We start from the raw sequence: 25133 nt of genomic DNA on the forward strand, positions 1-25133 counted from the left end.
TTAGTTATTAAACAAGAGAGGTGGTAGATGATAGCTGTTATTCAGAGAGTAAACAGATCGTATGTGGAGGTTGATGGGAAGGTTGTAGGTGAGATAGGAAAGGGTCTCAACATACTTTTAGGTGTTGTAAAAGGTGATACTGAAGAGGATATAGATAAGTTAATCAAGAAAATACCTTTTTTAAGGATATTTGAGGATGAGAACGGCAAAATGAATCTTTCTGTTATTGATATAAAAGGTGAGGCTCTTGTTATATCACAGTTTACACTTGCAGGTAGTGTTAAGAAGGGAAGAAGACCTTCCTTTGATAACGCTGAAGAGCCTGAAAGGGCTAAAGAGCTTTATCAGAGGTTTGTTGAAAGGCTTTCTGAGTATATTCCTGTAAAGACAGGTGTTTTTGCTGCTCATATGAAGGTTTTTATAGAGAATGATGGACCTGTTACATTTATTATTGACTCAAAAGCTCTTTGATAGCTCGTGCAGGGGAATATCTTCTTCAAGCTCCGGGAAGTCTATTATCTTCTTTCCAAATGCTGTCTCAAGCATAGTGTTTCCCCACCAGGAGATATCGTAATGCTTGATATGTTCTCTCATCCTTTGCATCTTCAACTCTTTTTTTGATGAATCTTTTGTAAGGACTCTGTACAGAGCATCTGCACAGCCTTCAATGTCATAAGGATTAACGAGGCAGGCATGATCTCTAAGCTCAGCTGCTGCTCCTGTAAACTCGCTCAGCATGAGAGCTCCTTTATTCTCAATCTGACAGGCTATATACTCCTTTGCTACAAGATTCATCCCATCTTTAATTGAGTTTACCCAGCATATATCTGAAAATCTGTAGTAGTTGATAAGATCCTCAAAGGGCATTCTTCTTGGATAGTAGTATATCGGTGTCCAGTCAGGGGTTCCAAATCTTCCATTTGTTTCACTTATGAGATGTTCAAGCTCAACCTTTAACTGGTCGTATTCAGGAAGTTTTTTTATGTTTGGAGCTACAGCCTGAACGAGAACAACCTTTTTATGGAACTCTGGATATTTCTCAAGAAACCTTTTGTAGGATCTTATCTTCTGTATAAGTCCCTTTGTGTAGTCAAGTCTGTCAATACCGAGGATAACTTTCAGATCTTTAAAAGGGAATCTGCTCTTTTCTGATTTTTCTGAAAGGGAGCTGTAGTAGTTAAAATCAACACTTATCGGGAACACTCCTATCTTTATCTTTTTTCCCTCGTAAAGTATCTCTGTAACAGGTTCTGTTGACAGAATGTTAACACCTTCAACAAGCTCATCTATACAGTCAAGAAAGTTCTTTCTGTCTATAAATGTGTGGAAGCCTATAAGATCGTATCTCAGCATACCTTTTAGTATCTCAACCCTCCAGGGGATCTTAAAGAAAAGTTCTGGATTTGGGAAAGGTATATGAAGAAAAAATGCTGTCTTCCTTTTAAGTCCAAGATTTTCAATATACTGAGGAAGAAGGAAGAAATGGTAATCATGTACCCATACAAGATCCTTCTCTGTGGATATACTTTTTATATACCTTGCAAACTTTCTGTTAACCTCCTGGTAAGCCTTCCAGTATTCAGGTTCAAATCTGCAGAAATACTGGAATGTATGGAACATAGGCCATATTATCCCGTTTGAAAAACCGTTAAAAAAATGGTCTATCTCCCTTTCTGTCAGTGATATAGGGTATAAAAGAAATCCCTCCTTTTTACCTTCCTCAAATATAAGATTTTTCATCTTTGGGGTTATCTTCTCAGAACCTGCCCATCCTATCCAGAGTGCCTTCCTCTTGTGTAATACCTGTTTTAATGCTGTGACAAGCCCTCCAGGTGATATATGAACGGTATACCTTCCGTCCTCTTTTTTTATATGTATAGGCAGAACGGCAGATACAACTATAAGATTTGAGCCTTTTTCCATACTTTCCCTCCCATTTTTAACTTATTTGTAATGAAAAGGAAAGTCAATCTCTCCTCTCTTCCTTCCCTCTAAGAAGAAGCTTTATAGGTGCCTTCTCAAAACCTAAGACAGTTCTAAGGTTGTTCTCAAGAAATCTGAGGAAATGCTCCTTGAATCCTTCAGGATGGTTAACAAAGAGGAGAAAACATGGAGGTTTTCCTTCAAGCTGTGTGGCGTAGTATATCTTTAGAGGTTTTCCATGGTAGGATGGAGGCTGTCTGAGGGAGAGTATCTGTTTTATAGCTCTGTTAAGCTGGCCTGTTCCAACCCTTTTCCAAGACTGGTTGTAAACGTCTGTTATCTCTTTTAAGAGCTGTTTTATTCCTTTTCTGTTCTTTGCAGATGTCATAACAATAGGTGCGTATGGTATGAAGTAGAGTCTCTCCCTTACCTGATTTTTTATTCTGTTTAGGACCTCGCTTTTTGGAGGAACAGTGTCTATCTTGTTTATGACTATAACGGCTGGTTTTGTGTATTTCTGTATGAGATGGGCTATCTTTGTGTCCTGTTCTGTTGCTCCCTGTTGTGCGTCAATAACATGAACGATAACATCAGCCTTTTTTATAGCATCAAGTGTTCTCCCAATACTGAAAAACTCTATCCCGTAATCAACCTTTGATTTCTTTCTAAGTCCTGCTGTATCAAGGAACAGAAATTTCTGGTCTTTCCACTCAAAAAGGGTGTCAACAACATCCCTTGTAGTTCCAGGTATCTCTGAGACTACAGCCCTTTCCTCACCTAATATGGCGTTAAGAAGAGAAGATTTACCTGCATTTGGTTTTCCAACTATAGCCACCTTTATTACATCGGACTTTTCTTCCTTTTCACCAACCTCTTTTGATGCTTCCCTTTCGTACTCAGGTATATCCTGAACAACAGCATCTAAAAGATCGGCAACGCCGTACTTCTGTATGGATGATACAGGGAAGACCTTTTCAAAACCAAGTTCATAAAACTCATAAATAGCCTTTTCCATCTCAGGATTGTCTATCTTGTTTACGGCAACATAAACAGGTTTATCCGTTCTGTGCAGTATTCTTGCTATCTCCTTATCCGCAGGTGTAAGGCCTTCTTTACCGTCAACAACAAGTATAAACGCATCGGACAGTTCAAGCTCCTTTTCTATCTGTTTTCTTATGTATGGGGCAAAGGTGTCCTTATCACTTTCTATATAACCTCCAGTATCCACAACCTCAAATGTTACACCTCTCCATTCTGCTGTAGATACAATCCTGTCCCTTGTAACACCCGGGATATCCTCAACTATAGCCTTTCTCTTTCCTATAATTCTGTTAAAGAGGGAAGACTTTCCTACGTTAGGTCTCCCAACAATCGCAACCCTGTACATACTTTCTCCTTTGAAATTTTTTTATTTTTATATAAAATTTAAAACTGTCAGAGATTTAATTATAATATTAAGGGGTTTTAGATGAGAAAGTTTAAGCTGTCCGTTTTTTACACAATTCTTATTTTCTCATTATCTTTCGCAAATCTAACTGGAGAATTAGAATTTAAGCCAGAGAAAGAAATTATCAATAAAGATGAGAAGGTATGCTTTCATCTTGTGAACAACTCTGATAAGGCTGTCTACCTTCCATCTTCAGCACCATGGGCTGTTTTTGAGGATGAGGACTTTGACAAGATAGTTTTCTCACCAATAGCAGCCCAGAGGATACTGGAGATAAAGCCTTATGAGGAGAAAAAATGGTGCTGGGATCTTAAGGATTTTCAGGGTGAGATAGTTCCATCTGGAGATTACGCTATAAGATTAACTGTGTTTAAAAATGGGGAGAGAGTTTTCCTTGTTTCTAAGATAAAGGTAAAACCTGGTGTTGCGGAAACATCAAAGAAAGAGGAAGAGTGATCTTTTACCCTTTCAGGTGGATTAGTTGAAGAGAGACAGGTTTGTCCTCAATACAGCCGTATTTTCTGCGGCCACATTTATCAGCAGAATCCTGGGTTATATAAGGGATGCTGTTATAGCATTCATTTTTGGAGCAAATCCTTTAACAGATGCCTTTTTTGTTGCCTGGAGACTTCCAAACACATTGAGGCAGCTCATAGGAGAGGGAAGTTTTAACGCTGTATTTATTCCTATCTATACAGAGGAGAAAAAGATATCCGAGGAATCAGCAAATAGATACGCATCCTCACTTTTCACATATTACACACTGTTGATCTCCCTTATTACGGTTTTTGTAATACTGTTTGCTGACTTTTTTGTGAGAATAATAGCTCCCGGGTTTGTTGAGAAGGGGAATTTTGAGGAAGCTGTAAATCTTGTAAGGATGGTTTTTCCCTATCTTATTCTTGTTGGATGGGTTTCCTTTTTTATGGCACTTCTCAATATGAGGGACAGATTTTTTATACCTGCTGTTTCACCTGCTCTACTTAACCTGTCATTTATAATCTCTGCTCTTTTTTTGTCCCAGTATTACGGTATATACGCACTTGCGATTGGAGCTATTTCAGGAGGTATCCTTCAGGTTTTGCTCCAGATTTTATTCGCTTACAGGGAGGGTATAAGGCTCGGCTTTTCTTTCAGATTCCATCAAAGGATAAAGGAAACTTTTAAAAGGATGATTCCTGCCTTCAGCTCATTTGGTGTGAGCCAGTTTGCATTTGTTATAGATACTGTTATCGCGTCATTTCTTGTGGGAGGTTCCGTCTCTTACCTTTACTATGGAAACAGGATATTCCAGCTTCCACTCGGTCTTTTTGCTATAGGTCTTGGGAATGCTCTTTTAGTATCTCTGTCAAGATACTTCTCGGAAAAAGATATGGATGGTTTTTACAGAGATCTTAACAACGGTATCAAGCTTGCTATCTTTATATCAATTCCAGCTACTGTTGGAATGATCGTACTGGGAAAGGAGATCATACAGCTTCTTCTTATGAGAGGAGAGTTCAGAGAAAGCGATACCTTAATGACGTATTATGCTCTTGTTGGATACTCTATCGGTCTTACAGGTTATGCGTTGACCAGACCTTTTAAAAGTGCTTTTTTTGCTGTTGGAGATATGAAAACCCCGTTAAACTCAACTGTTTTTGGTCTTGGTGTGAGTATAATTTTTGCCGTTTTACTTGGGTTTCTTATGAAATGGGGCGTTTTTGGCCTTGCAACAGCCTCATCAATAGGTGGAATGGCTGGACTTTTTTACCTTTATAAAAGATCTGATTTTAAGATTAACAGAAATGATATTGTGATAACGATGATAAAGGTTGTTACATCCTCACTTTTTATGGCCTTTGCTGTTTATATATTTAAAGAGGCTGTACCTTCTATCATCATTCAGGTTTTTGGAGGTGTTCTTGTAGGGATTGTCGTTTACTTTTTATCTTCTTACATTCTCAGGGAAAGCAGTTTTATCTTTTTTATTAAAACGATTGGAAAAAAACTTTAATATTAATTATCATTAATAGTTGAAACGAAATATTTTTATATACTACCGTAGAATAGAAAAATTTAAACTATAAACTGATTAATAATGGGAAAGATATCCAAAAAAATCTTTATTCTTATATTTGTTCTGATAGGTCTGATTCTCATAAATAATGTCTTTCTTTTTTTCATGATGAACAATATAAAAAAGTCAAGTGAGGTTATAAATCTATCCGGAAAGATAAGGGGGAATATACAGAGAATAGTTAAACTTTCCTTAACGGAATCACCACCTGAAAAGCTGATAGATATAGTTGATTTTTATATGAGAAATCTTGTTGAGAAGGAGAAATATCTGTATCTTCCGTTCTCTTCAGGACATTCTGAGGCAGGTAAACTGAAGAAATGCTGGGAAGATGTTAAAGAGCTTATATATGATGGAGCTGATCCAGAGAGGTTGATAGGTGTTTCTGAGAGATGCTGGTATATGGCAAATGAGATTACGTATAGGTATCAGAAACTATCAGAGGAGAATATCAGTTATTTCATCGTGATCTTCAGTATAAACGGTATTATTACATTTCTTGTGCTGGGAATACTTGTCATTATCGCTAAAAAAGAGGTTAAAGGAAAGCTTGAGTTCCAGGCTCATTATGATCCACTTACAAAGGTACTTAACAGAAGATCATTTATAGCGATATACAACTCAATTATAAACAGAAATGATATATTCCCTGCATCATTAATGATAATGGATATAGACGATTTTAAAAAGATAAATGACACGTACGGTCATAATGTTGGTGATAAGGTTCTAAAAAAGATAGTTGATGTTATAAAAAGCAATATCAGAAAAAAGGACCTTTTTGTAAGATGGGGTGGAGAGGAGTTTATAATATTTTTCCCTGAAACTGATATCGATCAGGCCAGGGTTGTTGCAGAAAAGATAAGAAGACTGATAGAGAATATAAAATTTGAGGAGAACTTTAATGTTACTGTAAGTATAGGAATAACAGAGCTGAAAAAAGGAGAGTTTCTTGTTGAGGTTATAAAAAGGGCCGATAGAGCCCTTTATAGAGCGAAGAAGAATAATAAAAACAGGGTTGAGATCGTTATTGACTGATTCTGCACTCTTTAAGCAGCTGTTTCACGTCACCTTCCATAAGTATCCTTATTATATTTGTTGAACCTGGTATGCTTCCAACATATCCTATTAGCGTTATAACTATCTCATCAGTTCTGTAATCCTCTGTGTATGCCTTTCCTATGAACTCACACAGCATCCTGTCTGTATCTTTTTCCTCCTTAATTATCATATAGGGTTTTACTCCCCAGACAATATTGAGTCTTCTGAGGGTTTTTTCGTCATGTGTTAGAGCAAGAACAGGACATTTAGGTCTGAACTTCGCTACATTTCTTACAGTTCTGCCTGTTTTTGTGAAAACGGCTATGGCTTTTCCGTTCAGATTTTTTGCAAGAGAGTTACTTGCGTAAGCTACAGAAAGAGAAGGGTCTGTAGGTGCATGCTCTTTTTCTGTAAAGAATGGATACACTTTTTCCGTTTCACAGATTGTTCTCTCCATAACTTTAACAGCCTCTAAAGGATACTTCCCTACTGTTGTTTCATCTGAGAGCATAACAGCATCTGTTCCATCAAGAACAGCATTTGCTATATCTGAAACCTCAGCCCTTGTAGGCCTTGGAGATGATACCATTGATGTCAGCATCTGTGTCGCCGTTATGACAGGTTTTCCCTTCTCGTTAGCTTTCTTTATTATCATCTTCTGGAGAACAGGAACCTTTTCCATATCTATCTCAACACCGAGGTCTCCCCTTGCCACCATTATTCCGTCTGCCTCTTCTATTATCCGGTCTATATTCTCAATAGCTTCATGCTTCTCTATCTTTGCAAATAAAGGTGTATCTCCTCCGTAGGATCTTATTATCTCCTTTGCCTGTATCACATCTTCAGCTGTTTTAACAAAAGATAGAGCTATAAGATCAATATCTTCCTCTATGGCAAACTTGATATCCTTTTTGTCCTTTTCAGTTATTGATGGTATGTTAAGCCTTACATTTGGGAAGTTAACCCCTTTCTTTGAAGAAACCATCCCACCTACGATAACCTTTGCTGTTATTCCCTCATCGTCTTTGTCAACAACCTGAAGCCTTATTGATCCATCAGATATGTATATATAACTACCCTTCTCAAGCTGATCTAAAACCTCAGGATAGTTTATGCTTATTCTTTCTTTGTTTCCTATAACCTCTTCTTTTACTATCCTTATCCTGTCTTCAAAATGGAGGTAAAAAGGTTCCTCAACAACACCAATTCTTATCTTTGGTCCTGAAAGATCCTGAAGAACAGCGATAGGTTTTCCAAGTTTTTCGGATATGCTCCTTACTTTTTTCAGATTCTGTAGATGTGTTTCGTGATCCCCATGTGAGAAGTTGAATCTGAAAACATCAACTCCAGAGAGGATAAGCTTCTCTATCATCTCTTCGGAGCTTGTTGCAGGACCGAGTGTGGCAACTATTTTTGTCCTTCTCATTCTTTACCTCTTTATATGTTATTGAAAATATAACAATAATCATATATATTCTTAATATTCGTCATTATATTTATAACACAAAATAAACAAGGAGAGGTTGTTACATTGCTTAAAAGCAATGATGTAAAAAGGAGAAATACTTACCAGAGGAAGATTATTCTTGATATCCTGAGATCTACAAACATTCATCCTACAGCAGACTGGATTTATGAGCAGGCCAGAAAGGAAATCCCTAATATAAGCCTCGGAACTGTATACAGAAATCTGAAGATACTTAAAGAGAGCGGACAGATTATTGAGATTAACGACGGAAAGCAGAGTAGATTTGATGGAAGGATTGATGAACACTATCACTTCAAGTGTATATCCTGCGAAAGGATCTTTGATGTTGAAAAGGAAGATATCTCAGGACTGAAAGTAAACAGCAAAAAGTTTACAGTTCATAGAATTGATATCCTCATAACAGGTGTATGTAACCTGTGTAATGGAGACAACTGATAGATGAAAAAGATAGTCAGTCCTATAAACAGCAGGCCTGACAGACTTCCTCCTGGTCAGCACTGGACAAACAAGTTGCATGTCCTTGGCATATCAGACCCTCCTGATACAGATCTTTCACATTACAGACTGAGAATATTCGGTGAGGTTGAGGAAGAGATTGTTCTTACATGGGAAGATATACTTGACCTTGAGAAAGTAAATCTTATAGCTGACTTTCACTGTGTGACAAGATGGAGCTGCCCTGATGTCTCATGGACAGGATTTCAGTCTTTAGAGATAAAAAAACTGGTAAAGATAAAAGATACAGCTAAGGCTGTTATGATACACTCACTGGACGGTTATACAACAAACATCCCTCTGGAATACTTTTTTGATGAAGATGTTATATTTGCATACAGGCTTTTTGATAAACCTCTCCCTGCCGATCATGGATTTCCGCTGAGACTCGTTGTTCCGAAACTTTATGCATGGAAAAGTGCAAAACATGTTTCAGGAATAGAGTTTTTAAGTGAGAACAGACCTGGTTTCTGGGAACAGAGAGGATACCATATTCTTGGTGATCCATGGAAAGAACAGAGATACTCAGTTTGAAAACTTTGGAAGCGGTAAAGGAAGAACTTTTTAATCTTATATCCATCCCAAGTCACAGAGAGTTCAGCAAGATCCTGGAATATCTTGAGAAAAGACTTGATTATATACAATTTGAGAAACAGCCTGTAAAGGATAAGGACTACAATCTTATAAGTATAGACCCATCAAGGCCGGTTCTTATAAACACACATGTTGATACAGTTCCACCTATCAGGATGAAGAATCCTTTTAAACCTGTTGAGATAGATGGGAAGATATACGGGAGAGGTGCAGCTGATACAAAAGGTCTTATAGCTTCACTTATAGTGGCCCTTGATCTTTTCAGGGATAGATATCCGGATAGAGAGATACCTGTATCTTTGGCCTTTACTGTAGATGAAGAGCAGAACTCAGCCCTCGGTTCTGAAGTTCTTGTTAATAATCTGGAAGGTATTGATTATGCCGTAGTTCTTGAACCTACTTACGGAAAGATATGTGTAAAACAGATGGGAACTGTAGAGTTTAAGCTTAAAGTTAAGTCAGATTCATACCATGCATCTGAGTTTGAAAGGGCGGATAATCCCGTTAAAAAAGTATTTTCAGCCATTAAGAGGATAGAATCAAGGCTTGGAAGAGAGGTAAATATACTCAGTTTCAGATCAGGATGGGAGCATTACGCAACACCGGATGAAGCTGAGGTTCTTGCTGAGATAAAGGTTTATGAAGGTGAAAAGGCAGATCAACTTGAAAAGTTAATAAAGGGAACTGTTGAAAAGGAACTTGATGTAAATTACAAAGGTATTGATAAAGAAGACTTTATATCATTTCCAGAAGGGTTTATCTTCAGAAAGCTGTGTCAGGCGTACAGGGCAGTAATAGGAAAAGAGCCTCAAACAGGTGTTATGCCTTCCTGGACAGATGCTGCGAACTTCAAAAAAGCTGGGATAGAGTGTGTTATATTTGGATTTGGAAGCCTTGCTGACTGTCATACGGAAAGGGAATACATAACGGTAGAGGAGCTTAAATCCAATACAGCTGTCCTTTACTCCCTTCTTACCATTCTCAGCCAGTCACGGTAGCTTTCCTCTATCTTGAAGCCGTATTTTTTGTAAAACTCTATAGCTTTCCTGTTTTTTCTTCCGACCCACAATCCTATCTCTTTTTTTCCTTTTTCTTTAAGATGTTTTAATGCCTCTTCAAGAAGAGTTTTTCCTATACCTTTTCCCCAGAACTTTTTTCTTACAGCAAGTTCGTGAATCTCTCCAACATCACGTCCGTAAAGATCTTTCCAGTTTGCATCTGCAACAACAAATCCTGCGATCTCTCCGTTATAAAATGCAACTTTGAATAAGGTGGAATGGTTCTTAAGCCAGTTTATATACCTTTTGGCACTTTTATAAGATGGCTCTCCATACTCCGGTAGATCAAGATATGCCTCAAAAAGTGCATTTATAAGCTCTTTTTTATAACTGTCACTGTAATTTTTAAGCTTTACCTTATCTTTTTCTTGAAAATTTCCCTTTTTTTCCATAATTTCTATTAATATTCGCTGTTTTTATATAAATTTGCCTTTATACAGTATTTTTAATATAATGATAACCTGAATAATTCAACAATTTTATAAAAAATTCGCAAAAAATCAGAATAGCTCTAAATTTTCTAATAATTAGCTTTTTAGGAGGTAGTATATATGAGATATAGAAGCTATACGGTAAAAAATTTCAGAACAATACCCCAGGTTGAGAAATATCTAACGGAAAAACAGAAATTTGATATAGAGGTTGTAGGTCAGGTATTTCCTTTTAAGGTTAATAACTACGTGATAGATCAGCTTATAAACTGGGAGGATCCTCTGAACGATCCTATTTTCAGACTTACATTTCCTCAAAAGGATATGCTCTTCCCTGAACATTATGAACTGATAGCAAGACTTTTAAAAAATGGAGAGCCCCAGGAGAAGATCAGAGAAGAGGCAAACAGAATAAGAATGGAGCTTAATCCCCATCCTGCAGGACAGAAGTATAACGTCCCAGAGGTTGATGGTATAAAACTACACGGAGCTCAGCACAAGTATAAAGAAACAATACTTTTCTTCCCAAAACAGGGACAGACCTGCCATGCTTACTGTTCATTCTGTTTCAGATGGCCACAGTTTGTAGGTATAAATGAGCTTAAGTTTGCTATGAAAGAGGTTGATGTTCTTATTGAGTATATAAAGAGAAACCCTGAGATAACAGATATTCTTTTCACAGGTGGTGATCCTCTCATAATGAAAACATCAGTTCTGAAAAGCTATATACAGCCTGTTCTTGAGGCCAATATACCACATCTGAAGACGATAAGAATAGGGACAAAATCATTAGGATTCTGGCCTTACAGATTTACTGAGGATGAAGATGCCCAGGAACTTCTTGATCTCTTCAGACAGATAGTTGATAGGGGATACCATCTTGCATTTATGGCACATTTCAACCATTACAAGGAGCTCAGAACCGATGTTGTAAGGGAAGCTGTTGATAAAATTCTTGAAACAGGAGCTGTGATAAGAACTCAGTCTCCTGTTCTGAGACATATAAATGACAGCTCTGAAGTATGGGCTACAATGTGGAAAGAGCAGGTAAGTATGGGGATGATACCTTACTATATGTTTATGGCGAGGGATACAGGAGCCCAGCATTACTTTGGAGTACCACTTGTGAGAGCATGGAATATATTTAGAGATGCATACAAGAAAACGAGCGGACTTGCAAGAACTGTTAAAGGACCTTCAATGTCTGCAACACCTGGGAAGGTGAGAATACTTGGTGTTTCTGAGATATTTGGTGAGAAGGTTATGGTTCTTGATTTCTTACAGGGTAGAAATCCTGACTGGGTAGGAAAGCCTTTCTTTGCAAAGTATGATGAGAACGCCATGTGGCTTGACGAACTTGAGCCAGTAGAAGGTGAGGAGTTTTTCTACGAGAAAGAGCTTAGAGAAATGTTAAAATTAGAAGAAGAAAAAGTTTAGTAGAGGTAAGAACTTGGAACATAGAGGAATTATAATCTTAGATTTTGGTTCACAGTACACACAGCTTATAGCAAGAAGGATAAGGGAGTTACATATATTCAGTGAGATACTCCCTTTTAATGCATCTGTAGAAGAGATAATGAGTCATAATCCTAAAGGAATTATATTCTCAGGTGGTCCTGCATCTGTTTACCATCCTGACGCACCAAAACCTGATGAGAGGGTTTTTGATCTTGGACTTCCCATACTGGGAATATGCTACGGTCTACAGCTCATAACTCACCATTTTGGCGGTGAGGTTGTTAAGGCTGAGAGACACGAGTACGGAAGGGCTGAGCTTGAGATACTGGATCATTCTGATCTTTTCAAGGATATACCAAATGAGATACATGTCTGGATGTCTCACGGTGATAGGGTTACAAAGCTCCCTGAAGGTTTTGAGCCTATAGCAAGAACCTATAACGCACCTTTTGCAGCTATAAGAAACAGAGAAAAGAAGATATGGGGTGTACAGTTCCATCCGGAGGTTGCACATACATACCTTGGTAAGGATATACTTAAAAATTTTGCTGTTCAGATCTGTGGTTGCAGTCAGGACTGGACGATGGGAAGCTTCCTTATGGAAAAGGAAGTTGAGATAAGAAAGATGGTTGGAGATAAAAAGGCTATATGTGCCCTTTCGGGAGGAGTGGACTCATCAGTCGCTGCAGTTCTTGTTCACAACGCAATAGGGGATAATCTCACATGTATCTTTGTTGATAACGGACTTTTAAGAAAAGGTGAGAGGGAAAAGGTAGAGAAAACATTCAGGGATCATTTCCATATTCCTCTTATCGTTGTTGATGCGAGGGAGAGATTTTTAGAGGCTTTAAAAGGTGTTACAGATCCTGAACAGAAAAGAAAGATAATAGGAAATCTTTTTATTGAGATATTTGAGGAAGAGGCAAAAAAGATACCTGATGTTGAGTTCCTCGTTCAGGGGACACTTTACCCTGATGTTATTGAGAGTGTTTCTGTAAAAGGTCCATCAGCAGTTATAAAGACACACCATAATGTAGGTGGACTTCCTGAAAAGATGAATCTGAAGCTTATTGAGCCTTTAAGAGAGCTTTTCAAGGATGAGGTTAGAGAGCTTGGTAAAGAGCTCGGTCTTCCAGATGAGATCATTTACAGACAGCCTTTCCCCGGACCTGGTCTTGCTATAAGGATAATAGGTGAGGTAAATAAGGAAGATCTTGAGATACTCAGGGAGGCTGATGCTATAGTTGTTGAGGAGGTTAAAAAGGCTGGTCTTTACAGACAGCTCTGGCAGTCATTTGCCGTTCTTCTCCCTGTTCTTACTGTTGGGGTTATGGGAGATTACAGAACGTATGAAAAGGTTATAGCTGTGAGAGCAGTCGAATCAACAGATGGTATGACAGCAGACTGGGCGAGACTTCCTTACGATCTCCTTGACAGAATTATGAGAAGAATTATAAATGAAGTAAAGGGTGTTAACAGGGTTGTTTATGATATTACATCAAAGCCACCTGGAACTATAGAGTGGGAGTGATGAAAAGGGTTTTAAAGGGAAATATCAGGTTTACAAAGCCTGTTGTTGAGAAGCTTCTTGATATACATTATGTTGTTGAGAACGAGGGAAGGGAGATCTTAAAGCACAGATTTTTAATCCTCTCCTATGATGAGTTTGACAAAGATCTAAAAAAGATAATAGATGAGATAGATGAGAATATAAAGCTTGCTGTTGTTGAACAGGTTGCCCTTGTTAACTTTGGTGATGAGGATATACACAGGAATCTTGAGACAGAGATATTTTATGATGATAAATGGATTGAGAAACACAATCCTGACTACATCAATTTTGAGGACTGGATCATCCAGTTTATAGACAGGGCTATATTTGAAGGAAAGAGATGTAAGGAATGAATCTGTTTATAACAGGTATAGGTTCAGGTCTCGGAAAAGCTTTAGTAAAGGTTTTTCTTGAAGAGGGATACAGTGTTTACGCCCTCAGCAGACATCTTCCTGAAGAGTTCAGAGGAAAGATAAGATTTTCATACTGCGATCTTCTCTCCCTTGAAAGTATCTATCCTGCTGTTGACAGTATATTAAATACTGTTAAAAGTATTGATTTTGTCATACTGAATGCAGGTCTTTTAACTGAGCTTAAGGATATACATGACACACCGATCTATGAGATGAACCGGATGATGGATATTAATGTCTGGGCTAACAAGGTGATACTTGATTATTTCATAGATAAAAACATAAAAGTAAATCAGATTGTAGCAATATCCTCAGGAGCATCAGTTAACGGAAATAGAGGATGGCACGGCTACTCAATATCAAAGGCTGCTCTTAATATGCTTATAAAACTTTACTCAAGGGAGATGGAAGAGACACATCTTATATCACTTGCACCTGGGCTTATACTTACGCCAATGCTTGAAAAGTTTGTCCTTTCAGCAGATGAGAAAAAATTCCCATCAGTCAAAAGGATAAAAGAGTCACCAAAGATGAGTCCTGAAGAGGCTGCTCACAGGATTTACAGACTTTTACCTGAACTCAGAAGGTTTCAGTCAGGTTCGTACATAGATATCAGAAAGATATAGCCCTTCTGGTCAAATCACTTCCTCACCCTATAATTAAAAATAAAGAGAGTACGGTATGGAAGATATTACAGGGAAAATTTTAGAAACAGACAGGGAAGCTTACAGGATTTTAAAGGAAGCTGAGGAAAAGTATGAGGAGATAGTTAAAAAGGCTGAGGAGGATAGTGAAAAGATACTCCAGAATTACAGAAATAAGATAGAAAAACAGAAAACAGAGCTTGAAAAAAGGTTTTTAGAGGAGATAGAAAGGGAAAGATCGGAGAAAGAGAGGGAACTGGAGGGAAAATTAAAGAAAATAAGAGAGGATTTTAAAAAAAACAGGGAGAAGATAGTATCAGAGATCCTTGGGATTATACAGGATGAGATATGCAGATAGCTAAACTACACAGATCTGTTTATATATCTTCAAAATCAAGAACATTAAAATCAAAGATACTCAGACCTGAATTTTTTGAACAGCTTTTAAGCTCAAAAACTGTTGGTGATATAAAAAGTTTCCTTCAGGGTACAGATTACGGAAGTTTTATCGGTGGTTTTGAGGATAGTGATATTTATGAAGGTCTTGAAGATTATTTTTATGATCTTTTCATAAAGGTTACAACAGGCTTAGGGAGGAGAGAGAAAGAACTTCTTTACCTTTTTTTTATAAAGAGGAGGGATATCATTAAACTGAAAGGTGAGATAAGAAAGGGAAAGGATTATGAGTTAAGATTGAGAAAGATAGATCTTTCCTATATAAAACAGCTAAAAGAGTCAGTAGGAAAGCTTCCAGTTTCAGAAAGGAGGGAGGCTAAATTTATTATTGGAAGCTTTTACGATTTACAGAATCTTATAACAGCTGTAAAACTGAGGATCATTTACAGATCACAGCCAGAGGATGTATATCCGTTTATACTTCCATTTGGTTATAAAACAGGATACAGACTGATATCTGAGATCCTATCATCAAGCTCTTTATCAGATGTATCACGTATACTGAAAGATATAATCGGGGAGTTCTCAGACTTTGTCTCTTTTAGAAAGGCAGTTTACAGATACCATATAGATCAGATAAATAAAGTCTGGTATGGATATCCATTTAAGTTCTCAATTCCTTTCGCCCTTTTAAGACTTAAGGAGATAGAGATAAAAAATATAAAGGCTGTTTATGAGGGGAAAAAGTTCAGGATGCCAGATGAAGAGATAAAAAAGATGCTTGTAGGTGTGTAAGTATGCTTTTCCCTGAAAAAATGCTTTATGTAAGGGTTAAGATTCCAAAGGATAAGGTTGATGAGGAGATACAGAATATAGGGAAGGCTTCAGTTTTGCATATTGATCAGAGGAAGGGGAAGAGGGTTTATCTTGAGGAGGAGAAAAGGGTAAGTTACCTTTACAACCTTTCTGAGAAGTGTATAGATATACTCAGGCTAAAAAAGGAGGAGAAGGTAATTGTAAGCAGACCTTTATCACTGGAAGATATAGAAAGGGAGCTTATGGTCATAAGTTCTGAGATAGACACTATCTCAAATCTTGATAAGGAGGTTGGAAGGGAGATACAGATACTTGAAAAGGTCCGTATGGTTGAAAGATCTCTCTCAGATACTCTCAATCTGATAAAACTTGCACAGGAACTGAAGATCATAAAAATATCAGCCGGTATTATACCTGTTGAGAATCTTGAGCCTGCCGTTTTATCTGTTAAGGAGTATGGAGGTTTTGCTGTATCAAAGGTAGTTTCTGAGGGTAGCTGTGTTATTGTTATTCTGTATACAGAGGATATAAAAGATCATATAGACAGAATCCTTGATAAAAACAGGGTTGAGGTTCTTCCTGTAGAGTACTTCTCCAAGAAGAAGGAGGATGAGATATCTGGGAAGTTGAAGAAACTTGAGGAAAAAAGGAGGGTTATCTCCCAGAAGTATGGAAGGGATATACTTGTTATAAATGCGGTCTTGAAAAGTCTTGAAAAGATTTACAGGGTTAAAGAGAGTCTGGATCTTGAGAATGAGTATTTCATACTTTATGGATGGATCCCTTACAGAAAGAGGGATCTTTTTTTAAGAGCTGTTAGATACTCAAAAGTTGATCTGTTCCCTGCGGGAGAAGATGCACCAGTTCTTCTGAGAACACCTAAGATCTTTAAACCATTTGAGAGGCTTATTGAGAACTTTTCATATCCCAAGTATGGTGAGATAAATCCAACAATACCTTTCGGTGTTACATTTCTTCTCCTCTTTGGGATAATGTTTGGTGATGTTGGACACGGCTTTACACTTTCAGCTGTTGGATATTTTCTCAGGAAGAGATATAAGGATGCCGGAGAGATATTCATACTTACAGGTTTCAGCTCTGCATTTTTTGGCTTTCTGTACGGCTCTTTTTTCGGTTTCCACGGAGTTATACCTTCAATTCTCTTTCCACCTATAGAGAACATAGAGAGGATACTCACACTGAGCATAGCTGTGGGAATTATGGTTATAACTGCAGGATTTATACTTAATATGATCTCTCTTGTAAAAAGGAAAAAGTTTATTGCCCTTATCACAGGTGAGGGAGGTCTTCTATGGTTTCTTATATACTGGTATCTGATAGGAATTTTTGTGAAAGGTCTTGTTTTTAATACTGATATTAAGTACGATCTTGTAGCACTTGGTTTTCTCCTTTTTATCTCATTTATCATCATACTTTACAGAACAAAAACAGTTACAGGATCAATAATAGATACATTGAGAGAGCTTTTAGAGTACTTCACAAACACGATATCCTTTATAAGACTCGGTGCCTTTGCCCTTGCCCATTCAGCACTCTTTCTTGCTGTTTTTACAGTTGCAAAGCTTATAGAGACTGAGAGGGGAGGAGGGTTTCTGTACTGGCTTGTTATAGTTGGTGGGAATATCTTTATAATCGTTCTTGAAGGTATAATCGTTGCGATACAGACATTGAGACTTGAGTATTACGAGTTTTTTAAAAGGTTTTACGTTGGGGGAGGGATTCCATACAGACCTTTCTCTCTTCCTTGACTTGTTTTGGTTTATGTAACTATCTTTATGATAGAAGGAGGATGAGGTGGGAAGATATCTGAAAATACTTTTTCTGGCTCTTTTACCTGCTTTTGCATTTGCAGATGAAGGTCTCGCTTATATAGCAGCAGCCCTTGCTGTTGGGCTTTCAAGTCTTGCTGCAGGAATAGCTGTTGGTCTTGTTGGTGCTGCAGCTATGGGAACAATAGGTGAGAAGCCTGAGCTTTCAGGGAGAGCCCTTATATTTATTGGACTTGCTGAAGGTATAGCGATATACGGTCTTATAATAGCTATACTTATACTTGGAACGATAGAATGAGGATTTTTGTTTTAGGAAATCAGGATGAGATTGTAGGTTTTTCACTTGCAGGTGTTGATACCCTTGAAGTAAGTGATGAAAAGGATTTTATTGAAAAGATGGACAGTCTGTTATCATCAGATGATGTTGGCATTATAGCCGTTGTAGACAGGTATTTTGATACTTTTCAGGATAACTTTTCAGAAAGGGTCAGAAAGAAGGCTGTTCCATCTGTAGTTTTTATACCTTCTATAGATGGCATTCACATAAAAAAAGATCTAAAAGGATTTTTGGCCGGTGTTCTCGGAATCAGACTTTGAAAGCTTTTTGCAGACAGTTATCTATAAATCTAAACTACAGGCAGAAAAGAAGATAAAAAAGGCTGAGGATGTATACAGGGAAAAGATAGAAGAGGCTCGCAGGGAGGGAGAAAAACTGTTTGAAAGTGAGATAGAGAGTTTCAAGGAGTATCTTGAAACTGAAAAAACAAGAAGGATCCTTGAGATACAGATGTTAGTAAGAAGGAGGGAAAATGAGGAGATAGGGAAGATAATACAGGAAGTGAAAAGGGATATCAGGAGTATTCTGGAAGAGAGATTTGAAGATTATCTGGTATGTTTCAGCAGATGGCTTAAAAAAAGATTTAAAGAAGGTACGGTGCACACTCCAGAAAGATGGTCTCATCTCTTTAAGGGTTTTGATCTGAGGATAGATGAGAAAGAGAAGGTTGTCTTTGAGAAAGACCAGGTTTATATCTCATTCTCAGCTGATGATATATTCAGAATGTATGAGGAAAAGATAGATGCTTTAGTTCTTAAATACATTAAAGGATGAGTTATGGCAAGGATATCTTACATCTCTGGATCGGTTGTTAAAGCAAAATTAGAGGGAGAGAGACCTTCACTTCTTGAGATGGTGTATGTTGGTAAGGATAAGCTTATTGGAGAGGTTATATCTGTCTCGGAAGATGAGGCTGTTGTTCAGGTTTACGAGAATACAGAGGGAATCTCACTTGGTGAGGATATAACCTTTTCAGGTGAGATGCTCTCAGCTGTTTTATCTCCCGGACTGTTAGGAAAAGCCTTTGATGGCATACAGAGACCTCTTAACAGACTTGGAAGAAAGATAAAAAAAGGGGAGAGGTATTTCCCTGTTGATAGGGATAAAAGATGGCGGTTTTTTCCTTCTGTAAAGGAAGGTGAGTATATATTTTACGGTCAGGAGATAGGCTATGTTGAGGAAGGATCTTTTATACACAGGATACTCTCAACAGGTGAAGGCAGGGCTGTTTATGTTGCTGGTGAAGGAGATTACACAGTTGAGGATACGGTTGTAAAGCTTGAGAACGGAACTGAGATAAAGATGTTAAGGGAGCATCCTTTAAGGGTTCCCCTGAGATTTAAAAAAAGGCTTAAGCCAGATATACCAATGATTACAGGACAGAGGATAATTGATTTCCTCTTTCCTATAGCAAAAGGTGGAACAGCATCAATCCCTGGAGGTTTCGGGACAGGAAAGACGGTTTTGCAGCAGACACTTGCAAAATGGAGTGATGCTGATCTTATCGTTTATATAGGATGTGGGGAGAGGGGAAATGAGATGACGGAAGTTCTTAATGAGTTTCCACAGCTTGAGGATCCATATACCGGAAAAAAGCTCATTGAAAGGACAGTGCTCATAGCAAACACATCAGATATGCCTGTTTCTGCAAGGGAGGCATCTATATACCTTGGTATAACAATAGCCGAGTATTTCAGGGATATGGGTTACCATGTAGCATTGATGGCAGACTCAACATCAAGATGGGCTGAGGCTATAAGGGAGCTTTCTGCAAGAATAAATGAGATCCCTGCTGAGGAGGGATTTCCTGCAGATCTCGCCTCAAAGATAGCTTCCGTTTATGAGAGGGCAGGATATGTTGAGGCATTTTCAGGAAAGAAGGGGTCAATAACAGTTATAGGTGCTGTATCTCCACCTGGTGGTGATTTTTCAGAGCCTGTTACAAGACATACAAGAAGATTTACGACTGTTTTCTGGGCTCTTGATAAGGAGCTTGCAAGCTCAAGATTTTATCCCGCTATAAACTATATGCTCAGCTACAGTGGGTATGTTGATACTGTGAGAAGATGGTGGGAGGAGAGATCACCTGAATGGTTTGATCTCAGAGAATGGATGATAAAGATCCTTCAGGAGGATGATAAACTCCAGAGAATAGTAAAACTGCTTGGCTCTGAGTCACTCCCTGAGGATAAAAGGCTTGTTGTTGAGATAGCATATCTGATAAAAGAGATCTTCCTGCAGCAGAATGCTTTTGATCCTGTTGATGCCCACTCATCACCTGAAAAACAGATAAAGATTGCAGAGATACTCAGGCTCGTTCATGATCTCTGGATAAAGGCTTTTGAAGAAAAAAAGATACCTGTAAAGATACTTAAGGATCAGCCTGAGATACAGGAGTTTTTAAGATCTAAGTATGAGGTAGGTAATGACAGGATTGAAGAGTACGACAGACTGATGGAAAGGATAAAAGAGAGATACCACCATCTCATTCTCAGTTATGGAGAGTAGATATGCTTATTGAGTATAAGGGAGGTATTTCCATTAAAGGAAATATCCTCTTTTTTAAGACTGTTGAAGGTGTAAGATATGGAGAAAAGGTTGTTATAAGAACTGATAATAGGGATATAACAGGAAAGGTCTCGGTTTTGACAGAGGACATAACAGTTATAGAGATCTTAGGAGAGAGCTCCGGGATAAACCCACAGGATGTAAGGGTCAGATTTACAGGAGAGCCTTTCAAAATACCTGTTTCAGAAGGTATGCTCGGGAGGATACTTGATCCATTTGGAAACCCTTTAGATGAACTTGGAAGTATAATCCCTGAGGCATTTCTTGATATATCCGGTGAGGCTTACAACCCTTCAAAAAGGTTATACCCTGAGGAGATAATCTACACGGGGATATCATCAATAGATGGTCTTAACACACTTGTTAAGGGACAGAAACTTCCCGTTTTTGCCGTTTCCGGTGTTCCTACAGATCAGCTTGTTGCCCAGATTGTCCGCCAGATAAAAACAGGTTCGGAAAATAGAGCTACAGTCCTTTGTGCTGTTGGGGTTAAATACGAGACTGCAAACTATCTTATTGAGGATATAACGTCAGGAGGAAACTTTCCAAAAACGGCTGTTTTTTTAAATCTTGCTGATGAGCCGCCTGTAAACAGTCTTATATCCGTAAGATCAGCCCTTACACTGAGTGAGTTTCTCGCCTTTGAGAAAGGTTATGATGTTGTTGTTGTTATATACGATATGACAAATTACTGTGATGCTTTAAGGGAGATATCATCAAAAAGAGGTGAGATCCCCGGAAGAAAGGGATATCCGGGATATATGTACAGCGATCTTGCATCAATCTATGAGAGGGCAGGTGTTCTTAAGGGAATGAAAGGCTCTGTTACACAGATACCTGTTCTCACAATGCCTGATGATGATATAACACACCCTATACCTGATCTTACAGGTTATATAACTGAAGGACAGATAGTTCTTGATAGAAGCCTGCACCAGAGAGGTGTTTACCCACCTGTAAATGTACTCCCTTCACTTTCAAGGCTTATGAACAGGGCTGTTGATGATCTGCACAAAAGGTGGGCAAACCAGATATACTCAGCCTATGCTAAAGCTAAAAGGGTTGAGATGCTTGCCTCTATCGTTGGGGAAACAGAGATAAGCGAGATAGAGAGAACCTATCTTGATTTTGGAAGGAGATTTGAGGAGTTGTTTATAAAACAGGGGAGATACGAGGATAGAACACTTGAAGAGACTTTAAGTATAGGATGGGATCTTCTTAAATTACTTCCTGAGTCAGAGCTTGTAAGACTCAAAAAGGAGGATATAGAGAGGTTTATAAAGTGATAAGGTACACAAAAAACAAGACTGATCTTCTTGAGCTTAAAAAGGAGCTATCAATAATAAAAGATGGGAAGGATATACTGGAGCAGAAAAGGGATATCCTTCTGAAGGAGATACTCTCAATAATAGATCAGGTTGAGGCTTACAGAAAAAGGTTAAATGAGGTTGTTCAGAAAAGCTACAACCTTCTTATAAAGGCATATATGGAAGCCGGGAAGGATTATGTTCTCAGAGAATCAAAGATATCAGTTTTTAAAGGGGATCTTAAGATATATGAGAAGAGTTTTATGGGAATTCCCATTCCTGAGGTGAAGTATAAAGTTTACAGAGTAAAAACACCTCTTAACCCTGTGTCTGAGTATATATTTGTTGATCTTGCAAGGAACTCATTTATGGAAGCTGTAAGGCTTATACTTGAGGTTGCATCCACTGAGATAAAAGCGTGGAAGCTTGCAGAGGAGCTTAAAAAAACAGTTGTGAGGGTTAATGCCCTTGAACATTTTTATATACCTGAGTATGAGAAAGCTGTAAAGGAGATAAGTGATTCCCTTGAGGAAATGGAAAGGGAGCTTTTGATCCTGATAAAAAATTTAGGATCTGAGGAGTTAACATTTTAATAAATACTTCCTAAAAGGGTGTTAAAATATTATATTTAGTATTTGATTTTAATTATTAAGAGGTCTGTTGCTATGGAAAATTTTCAGTCAGAGTTTGAGAAACTACTTGAAGAAAGTCAGGATATTCCATATTACTCAAAGGGTGAAAGAGTTACAGGTGTTATTGTAAGAATACAGGATGATTACGCCTTTGTTGATGTTGGACAGAAGACAGAGGTGGTGATAGATAAAAATGAGATAAACGGTCTTTCTGAAGGTGATCAGATAACAGCTGTTTATCTTGGAAGGAGAAATAAAGACGGATATCTGGTTATATCAAGGAGACCTCTTATATTCTCTGAAGCTCTCCAGAGGGTTGAGGATGCTTTCTCAAAGGGAGAGAAGATAGGAGCAAAACTTGATAAAAAGATAAATAAAGGTTTCCTTGTTGATTTAGGAGGGGTAAAAGCCTTCCTTCCATATTCTGAGTCCGGGCTTAGAAGGGATGAGGAGCTACCACCACCTGAGTTTGATGTTTATATCCTCAGAATTGACAGGGATAGAAAGCCACCAGGCATAGTTGTATCAAGGAAAAAGGTTCTGGATGAGGAGATAAAGAGAAAGAGAGATGAGATATTCAGCCTGCTTGAGGAAGGAAAGCAGGTGAGGGGAAGGGTTGAGAAGGTTCAGGAAAATGGTGCTGTTCTCTCACTTGAAAGGATAGTTTTTGGATTTCTTCCAAGATCACTTTACTCATGGGACAGGGACAGAAGTATATCAGAGCTTTCTGTAGGTGATGAGATAGACCTGGTAGTAAAATCAATAGACAGGGAAAACCAGAAGATCATATTTTCAAAAAGGGATCTTGAGCCTGATCCATGGAAAACGTTTGATAAAGAGGTTGGCGATCAGATAGAGGTTGAGATAAAGGATATAAACGATTTTGGGCTTATCGTTAAAACGGGAGCTTTAGAAGGGTTTATACACAAATCTGAGACATCCCATTTAAGACCTGAAAATTACAAAAACAGTTTCAGAAAAGGTCAGAAGGTAAAGGCAAAGATAATAGAGCTTGACAGGGAAAACAGAAGACTGAAGCTGAGTATAAAGGCTCTTCATCCTCATCCTGTTGATAAGTTTTTAGAGGAGAATCCCGAGGGCTCAGTTGTTGAAGGTAAGATAAAGGAGATAAGAAACAAGATAGCTTTTGTTGATCTTGGAAAGGATGTTGAAGGTGTGATACATCTTGAGGATGCAACGTGGAATCCTAAGATAAAAAATATTGGACAGGTTCTGAAAGGGAAAAGGCTCAGAGAGTTCAAGGTTTTAGGAAGGGAAAAGGATAAGGTAAGACTCGGTATAAAGCAGTTCAGGGATAATCCATGGGAAGAGTTTTTCAGCAAACATTCTGTCGGAGATGTAATAAAGGCAAAGGTGAAGAAGCTTATTGATAGAGGAGCATTTGTTGATATAAATGAGGATGTTGAAGGTTTTATCCCATTATCTGAGATATCAAAGGAGAAGATAGAGATACCAAGTGATAAGCTCTCACTCGGACAGGAGATTGAGGCAAAGATAATAAAGATAAAAGGTCATGATATAATTCTCAGTATAAAAGCCCTTGAGAAGGACAAAGAGAAAAAAGAGATAGAAGAAGTTATGAGAAAGGTAAAACCAAAAGGGGAAGGGCTTGCAACCTTAGGTGAACTGTTGAAAGAGAAACTTAAGGGAGAAAATAAGGCTTGATATTAGATATACTCCTTCTCGTTCTGGGGCTGGGGATAATCCTTGTAGCCGCAGAACTTTTCACAAATGGAATAGAAACGATAGGTCACAGACTCCAGTTCTCACAGAACTTTACTGGAAGTGTTCTTGCTGCTGTTGGAACAGCCCTTCCTGAATCTATACTTCCTGTTATAGCCATAATATTTTTTGCGGACAATGCAGGTCACGAGATAGGTATAGGTGCTATACTTGGAGCTCCTTTTATGCTCTCAACACTTGCCATCCCTCTGATAGGTCTGACAGTCCTTTTAAGATACTTTATTAAAAAGGGTGATCTATCACTAAACCTTGAAGAGGTAGGTCTGAGAAGGGATATCGTATTTTTCCTTTTTGCTTACTCTGTTGCGCTTTTTATAGTTCCTTATGAGATATACATACTGAAGGTTTTTACAGCTTTCTTCCTTCTTTCACTGTATGTTCTTTATGTTTATCTCACGTTGAGAGGTGAAAGTGAGGATATGGAGGAGACAGAACATCTATATTTCGCACCTAAGAACCCACATCCACATATATTGATAGCTGTTGTCCAGTCAGTTTTTGCACTTGTTATAATGGTAATTGGAGCTCATCTTTTTGTTCATGGTATAGAACATATAAGTACAGCGTTTGGATTTTCTCCTTTGCTATTTTCACTTCTCCTTGCTCCAGTTGCAACAGAGCTTCCTGAGAAGGTAAACAGTGTTCTCTGGGTTTTCAGGGGAAAGGATACACTTGCAGTTGGGAATGTTAGCGGTGCTATGGTTTTCCAGAGTACAATCCCTGTGAGTTTTGGTATTATATTTACAGACTGGAATATTGAAGGGCTCGCACTTGTTTCGGGAGTTTTTGCTATTATCGCAGGATTTCTGGTTCTGGTTCTTTCGTACGTGAATAAAAAACTTGTACCTTTTGGATTTTCCCTTGGTATGATTTTTTATGTAACATACTTTTACCTAACTGTAACATCAATGGGGTAGGA

At 38.1% G+C, this 25133-nt stretch carries 26 protein-coding genes; 22 read left to right on the forward strand and 4 right to left on the reverse strand.

The window, feature by feature from the left end; all coding sequences use genetic code 11:
* The first annotated feature begins 27 nt into the window (after positions 1 to 27).
* Positions 28 to 471, forward strand: coding sequence for a D-aminoacyl-tRNA deacylase (dtd, locus tag PERMA_RS00080; RefSeq protein WP_012675443.1), 444 nt, complete (start codon positions 28 to 30; stop codon positions 469 to 471).
* Here dtd and PERMA_RS00085 read toward each other — a convergent pair.
* On the reverse strand, positions 457 to 1923 hold the full coding sequence (locus PERMA_RS00085; protein ID WP_012676747.1) for an alpha,alpha-trehalose-phosphate synthase (UDP-forming): 1467 nt from the start codon (positions 1921 to 1923) through the stop codon (positions 457 to 459). The two genes, dtd and PERMA_RS00085, sit on opposite strands and share 15 nt — an antisense overlap.
* Positions 1924 to 1966: 43 nt before the next feature.
* Complete coding sequence (der, locus tag PERMA_RS00090; protein ID WP_012676167.1) at positions 1967 to 3310, reverse strand: ribosome biogenesis GTPase Der; 1344 nt, start codon at positions 3308 to 3310, stop codon at positions 1967 to 1969.
* Positions 3311 to 3391: 81 nt separating this feature from the next.
* Here der and PERMA_RS00095 point away from each other — a divergent pair, with 81 nt between their 5' ends.
* The 3 genes from PERMA_RS00095 to PERMA_RS10420 all read left to right on the forward strand — a co-directional run bounded on the left by PERMA_RS00095 (position 3392) and on the right by PERMA_RS10420 (position 6467).
* Positions 3392 to 3826, forward strand: a complete 435-nt coding sequence (locus tag PERMA_RS00095) for a hypothetical protein (protein WP_012676744.1) — start codon at positions 3392 to 3394, stop codon at positions 3824 to 3826.
* A gap of 25 nt (positions 3827 to 3851) precedes the next feature.
* Entirely contained in the window at positions 3852 to 5366 is a 1515-nt protein-coding gene (gene murJ / locus PERMA_RS00100) for a murein biosynthesis integral membrane protein MurJ (RefSeq protein WP_012676651.1), read from the forward strand.
* 84 nt (positions 5367 to 5450) lie between these two features.
* Positions 5451 to 6467 carry a GGDEF domain-containing protein gene (locus tag PERMA_RS10420; protein ID WP_012675902.1) on the forward strand — a complete coding sequence of 339 codons (1017 nt, stop codon included), beginning with the start codon at positions 5451 to 5453 and terminating at the stop codon, positions 6465 to 6467.
* Here the strand turns inward: PERMA_RS10420 and pyk are convergent.
* Positions 6457 to 7896 carry a pyruvate kinase gene (gene pyk / locus PERMA_RS00110; RefSeq protein WP_012675623.1) on the reverse strand — a complete coding sequence of 480 codons (1440 nt, stop codon included), beginning with the start codon at positions 7894 to 7896 and terminating at the stop codon, positions 6457 to 6459. The genes PERMA_RS10420 and pyk overlap by 11 nt on opposite strands.
* Positions 7897 to 8001: 105 nt before the next feature.
* Between pyk and PERMA_RS00115 the strand changes: the two genes are divergently transcribed.
* Genes PERMA_RS00115 through PERMA_RS00125 form a run of 3 tightly spaced genes read left to right on the forward strand, consistent with a single transcriptional unit; the run spans position 8002 to position 10046 of the window.
* Positions 8002 to 8394 (forward strand): Fur family transcriptional regulator, encoded by a 393-nt coding sequence (locus tag PERMA_RS00115; RefSeq protein WP_012676336.1) that lies wholly within the window; start codon positions 8002 to 8004, stop codon positions 8392 to 8394.
* Between the two features lie 3 nt (positions 8395 to 8397).
* Positions 8398 to 8988, forward strand: coding sequence for a sulfite oxidase-like oxidoreductase (locus PERMA_RS00120; protein WP_012676974.1), 591 nt, complete (start codon positions 8398 to 8400; stop codon positions 8986 to 8988).
* Positions 8961 to 10046 carry a M20 family metallopeptidase gene (locus PERMA_RS00125; protein WP_049756054.1) on the forward strand — a complete coding sequence of 362 codons (1086 nt, stop codon included), beginning with the start codon at positions 8961 to 8963 and terminating at the stop codon, positions 10044 to 10046. Before PERMA_RS00120 ends, PERMA_RS00125 begins: the two co-directional genes overlap by 28 nt.
* Here PERMA_RS00125 and PERMA_RS00130 read toward each other — a convergent pair.
* Positions 10010 to 10498: a GNAT family N-acetyltransferase gene (locus PERMA_RS00130; protein WP_012676654.1), complete on the reverse strand. Its 489-nt coding sequence runs from the start codon at positions 10496 to 10498 to the stop codon at positions 10010 to 10012. The two genes, PERMA_RS00125 and PERMA_RS00130, sit on opposite strands and share 37 nt — an antisense overlap.
* Positions 10499 to 10657: 159 nt before the next feature.
* On the opposite strand from PERMA_RS00130, the gene PERMA_RS00135 reads away from it, so the two are divergent.
* The 15 genes from PERMA_RS00135 (at position 10658) to PERMA_RS00205 (ending at position 25131) form a co-directional block, all read left to right on the forward strand.
* Entirely contained in the window at positions 10658 to 11974 is a 1317-nt protein-coding gene (locus PERMA_RS00135; protein ID WP_012676875.1) for a KamA family radical SAM protein, read from the forward strand.
* 13 nt (positions 11975 to 11987) lie between these two features.
* A complete protein-coding gene (guaA, locus tag PERMA_RS00140; protein WP_012675545.1) occupies positions 11988 to 13526 on the forward strand; it encodes a glutamine-hydrolyzing GMP synthase in 1539 nt (512 codons plus the stop codon).
* Entirely contained in the window at positions 13526 to 13900 is a 375-nt protein-coding gene (locus PERMA_RS00145) for a hypothetical protein (protein ID WP_012676290.1), read from the forward strand. The genes guaA and PERMA_RS00145 overlap by 1 nt, the downstream gene beginning before the upstream one ends.
* Positions 13897 to 14586 carry an SDR family NAD(P)-dependent oxidoreductase gene (locus PERMA_RS00150; RefSeq protein ID WP_012676279.1) on the forward strand — a complete coding sequence of 230 codons (690 nt, stop codon included), beginning with the start codon at positions 13897 to 13899 and terminating at the stop codon, positions 14584 to 14586. Before PERMA_RS00145 ends, PERMA_RS00150 begins: the two co-directional genes overlap by 4 nt.
* A 55-nt stretch (positions 14587 to 14641) precedes the next feature.
* A complete protein-coding gene (locus tag PERMA_RS00155) occupies positions 14642 to 14962 on the forward strand; it encodes a hypothetical protein (RefSeq protein ID WP_012675432.1) in 321 nt (106 codons plus the stop codon).
* A complete protein-coding gene (locus PERMA_RS00160) occupies positions 14953 to 15795 on the forward strand; it encodes a V0D/AC39 family V-type ATPase subunit (protein WP_012676524.1) in 843 nt (280 codons plus the stop codon). Before PERMA_RS00155 ends, PERMA_RS00160 begins: the two co-directional genes overlap by 10 nt.
* A gap of 2 nt (positions 15796 to 15797) precedes the next feature.
* Positions 15798 to 17585 (forward strand): V-type ATP synthase subunit I, encoded by a 1788-nt coding sequence (locus tag PERMA_RS00165; RefSeq protein ID WP_012675643.1) that lies wholly within the window; start codon positions 15798 to 15800, stop codon positions 17583 to 17585.
* Positions 17586 to 17631: 46 nt separating this feature from the next.
* Positions 17632 to 17904 carry an ATP synthase subunit C gene (locus PERMA_RS00170; RefSeq protein WP_012675830.1) on the forward strand — a complete coding sequence of 91 codons (273 nt, stop codon included), beginning with the start codon at positions 17632 to 17634 and terminating at the stop codon, positions 17902 to 17904.
* Positions 17901 to 18203, forward strand: a complete 303-nt coding sequence (locus PERMA_RS00175; protein ID WP_012676435.1) for a V-type ATP synthase subunit F — start codon at positions 17901 to 17903, stop codon at positions 18201 to 18203. The genes PERMA_RS00170 and PERMA_RS00175 overlap by 4 nt, the downstream gene beginning before the upstream one ends.
* Positions 18181 to 18717: a hypothetical protein gene (locus PERMA_RS00180; RefSeq protein ID WP_148206387.1), complete on the forward strand. Its 537-nt coding sequence runs from the start codon at positions 18181 to 18183 to the stop codon at positions 18715 to 18717. Before PERMA_RS00175 ends, PERMA_RS00180 begins: the two co-directional genes overlap by 23 nt.
* A 3-nt stretch (positions 18718 to 18720) precedes the next feature.
* Positions 18721 to 20451: a V-type ATP synthase subunit A gene (locus PERMA_RS00185; RefSeq protein WP_012676220.1), complete on the forward strand. Its 1731-nt coding sequence runs from the start codon at positions 18721 to 18723 to the stop codon at positions 20449 to 20451.
* Between the two features lie 2 nt (positions 20452 to 20453).
* The gene (locus tag PERMA_RS00190; protein WP_012676396.1) at positions 20454 to 21797 is read left to right on the forward strand and encodes a V-type ATP synthase subunit B; all 1344 of its coding nucleotides are present in this window, start codon (positions 20454 to 20456) and stop codon (positions 21795 to 21797) included.
* Entirely contained in the window at positions 21794 to 22411 is a 618-nt protein-coding gene (locus tag PERMA_RS00195) for a V-type ATP synthase subunit D (protein WP_015898846.1), read from the forward strand. Before PERMA_RS00190 ends, PERMA_RS00195 begins: the two co-directional genes overlap by 4 nt.
* Before the next feature lie 72 nt (positions 22412 to 22483).
* Positions 22484 to 24136, forward strand: coding sequence for a S1 RNA-binding domain-containing protein (locus PERMA_RS00200; protein WP_012676834.1), 1653 nt, complete (start codon positions 22484 to 22486; stop codon positions 24134 to 24136).
* A complete protein-coding gene (locus PERMA_RS00205) occupies positions 24133 to 25131 on the forward strand; it encodes a sodium:calcium antiporter (protein WP_012675882.1) in 999 nt (332 codons plus the stop codon). Before PERMA_RS00200 ends, PERMA_RS00205 begins: the two co-directional genes overlap by 4 nt.
* The last annotated feature ends 2 nt before the right edge of the window (positions 25132 to 25133 follow it).

The sequence above is a fragment of the Persephonella marina EX-H1 genome, assembly GCF_000021565.1.
Classification (GTDB): domain Bacteria; phylum Aquificota; class Aquificia; order Aquificales; family Hydrogenothermaceae; genus Persephonella; species Persephonella marina.

Excerpts from the sequence above, each read along its gene's own strand:
- dtd (WP_012675443.1), top strand. The coding sequence starts at position 28 with ATGATAGCTGTTATTCAGAGAGTAAACAGATCGTATGTGGAGGTTGAT.
- PERMA_RS00085 (WP_012676747.1), bottom strand. The coding sequence starts at position 1,923 with ATGGAAAAAGGCTCAAATCTTATAGTTGTATCTGCCGTTCTGCCTATA.
- der (WP_012676167.1), bottom strand. The coding sequence starts at position 3,310 with ATGTACAGGGTTGCGATTGTTGGGAGACCTAACGTAGGAAAGTCTTCC.
- PERMA_RS00095 (WP_012676744.1), top strand. The coding sequence starts at position 3,392 with ATGAGAAAGTTTAAGCTGTCCGTTTTTTACACAATTCTTATTTTCTCA.
- PERMA_RS10420 (WP_012675902.1), top strand. The coding sequence starts at position 5,451 with ATGGGAAAGATATCCAAAAAAATCTTTATTCTTATATTTGTTCTGATA.
- pyk (WP_012675623.1), bottom strand. The coding sequence starts at position 7,896 with ATGAGAAGGACAAAAATAGTTGCCACACTCGGTCCTGCAACAAGCTCC.
- PERMA_RS00120 (WP_012676974.1), top strand. The coding sequence starts at position 8,398 with ATGAAAAAGATAGTCAGTCCTATAAACAGCAGGCCTGACAGACTTCCT.
- PERMA_RS00125 (WP_049756054.1), top strand. The coding sequence starts at position 8,961 with ATGGAAAGAACAGAGATACTCAGTTTGAAAACTTTGGAAGCGGTAAAG.
- PERMA_RS00130 (WP_012676654.1), bottom strand. The coding sequence starts at position 10,498 with ATGGAAAAAAAGGGAAATTTTCAAGAAAAAGATAAGGTAAAGCTTAAA.
- PERMA_RS00135 (WP_012676875.1), top strand. The coding sequence starts at position 10,658 with ATGAGATATAGAAGCTATACGGTAAAAAATTTCAGAACAATACCCCAG.
- PERMA_RS00145 (WP_012676290.1), top strand. The coding sequence starts at position 13,526 with ATGAAAAGGGTTTTAAAGGGAAATATCAGGTTTACAAAGCCTGTTGTT.
- PERMA_RS00150 (WP_012676279.1), top strand. The coding sequence starts at position 13,897 with ATGAATCTGTTTATAACAGGTATAGGTTCAGGTCTCGGAAAAGCTTTA.
- PERMA_RS00155 (WP_012675432.1), top strand. The coding sequence starts at position 14,642 with ATGGAAGATATTACAGGGAAAATTTTAGAAACAGACAGGGAAGCTTAC.
- PERMA_RS00160 (WP_012676524.1), top strand. The coding sequence starts at position 14,953 with ATGCAGATAGCTAAACTACACAGATCTGTTTATATATCTTCAAAATCA.
- PERMA_RS00165 (WP_012675643.1), top strand. The coding sequence starts at position 15,798 with ATGCTTTTCCCTGAAAAAATGCTTTATGTAAGGGTTAAGATTCCAAAG.
- PERMA_RS00175 (WP_012676435.1), top strand. The coding sequence starts at position 17,901 with ATGAGGATTTTTGTTTTAGGAAATCAGGATGAGATTGTAGGTTTTTCA.
- PERMA_RS00185 (WP_012676220.1), top strand. The coding sequence starts at position 18,721 with ATGGCAAGGATATCTTACATCTCTGGATCGGTTGTTAAAGCAAAATTA.
- PERMA_RS00190 (WP_012676396.1), top strand. The coding sequence starts at position 20,454 with ATGCTTATTGAGTATAAGGGAGGTATTTCCATTAAAGGAAATATCCTC.
- PERMA_RS00200 (WP_012676834.1), top strand. The coding sequence starts at position 22,484 with ATGGAAAATTTTCAGTCAGAGTTTGAGAAACTACTTGAAGAAAGTCAG.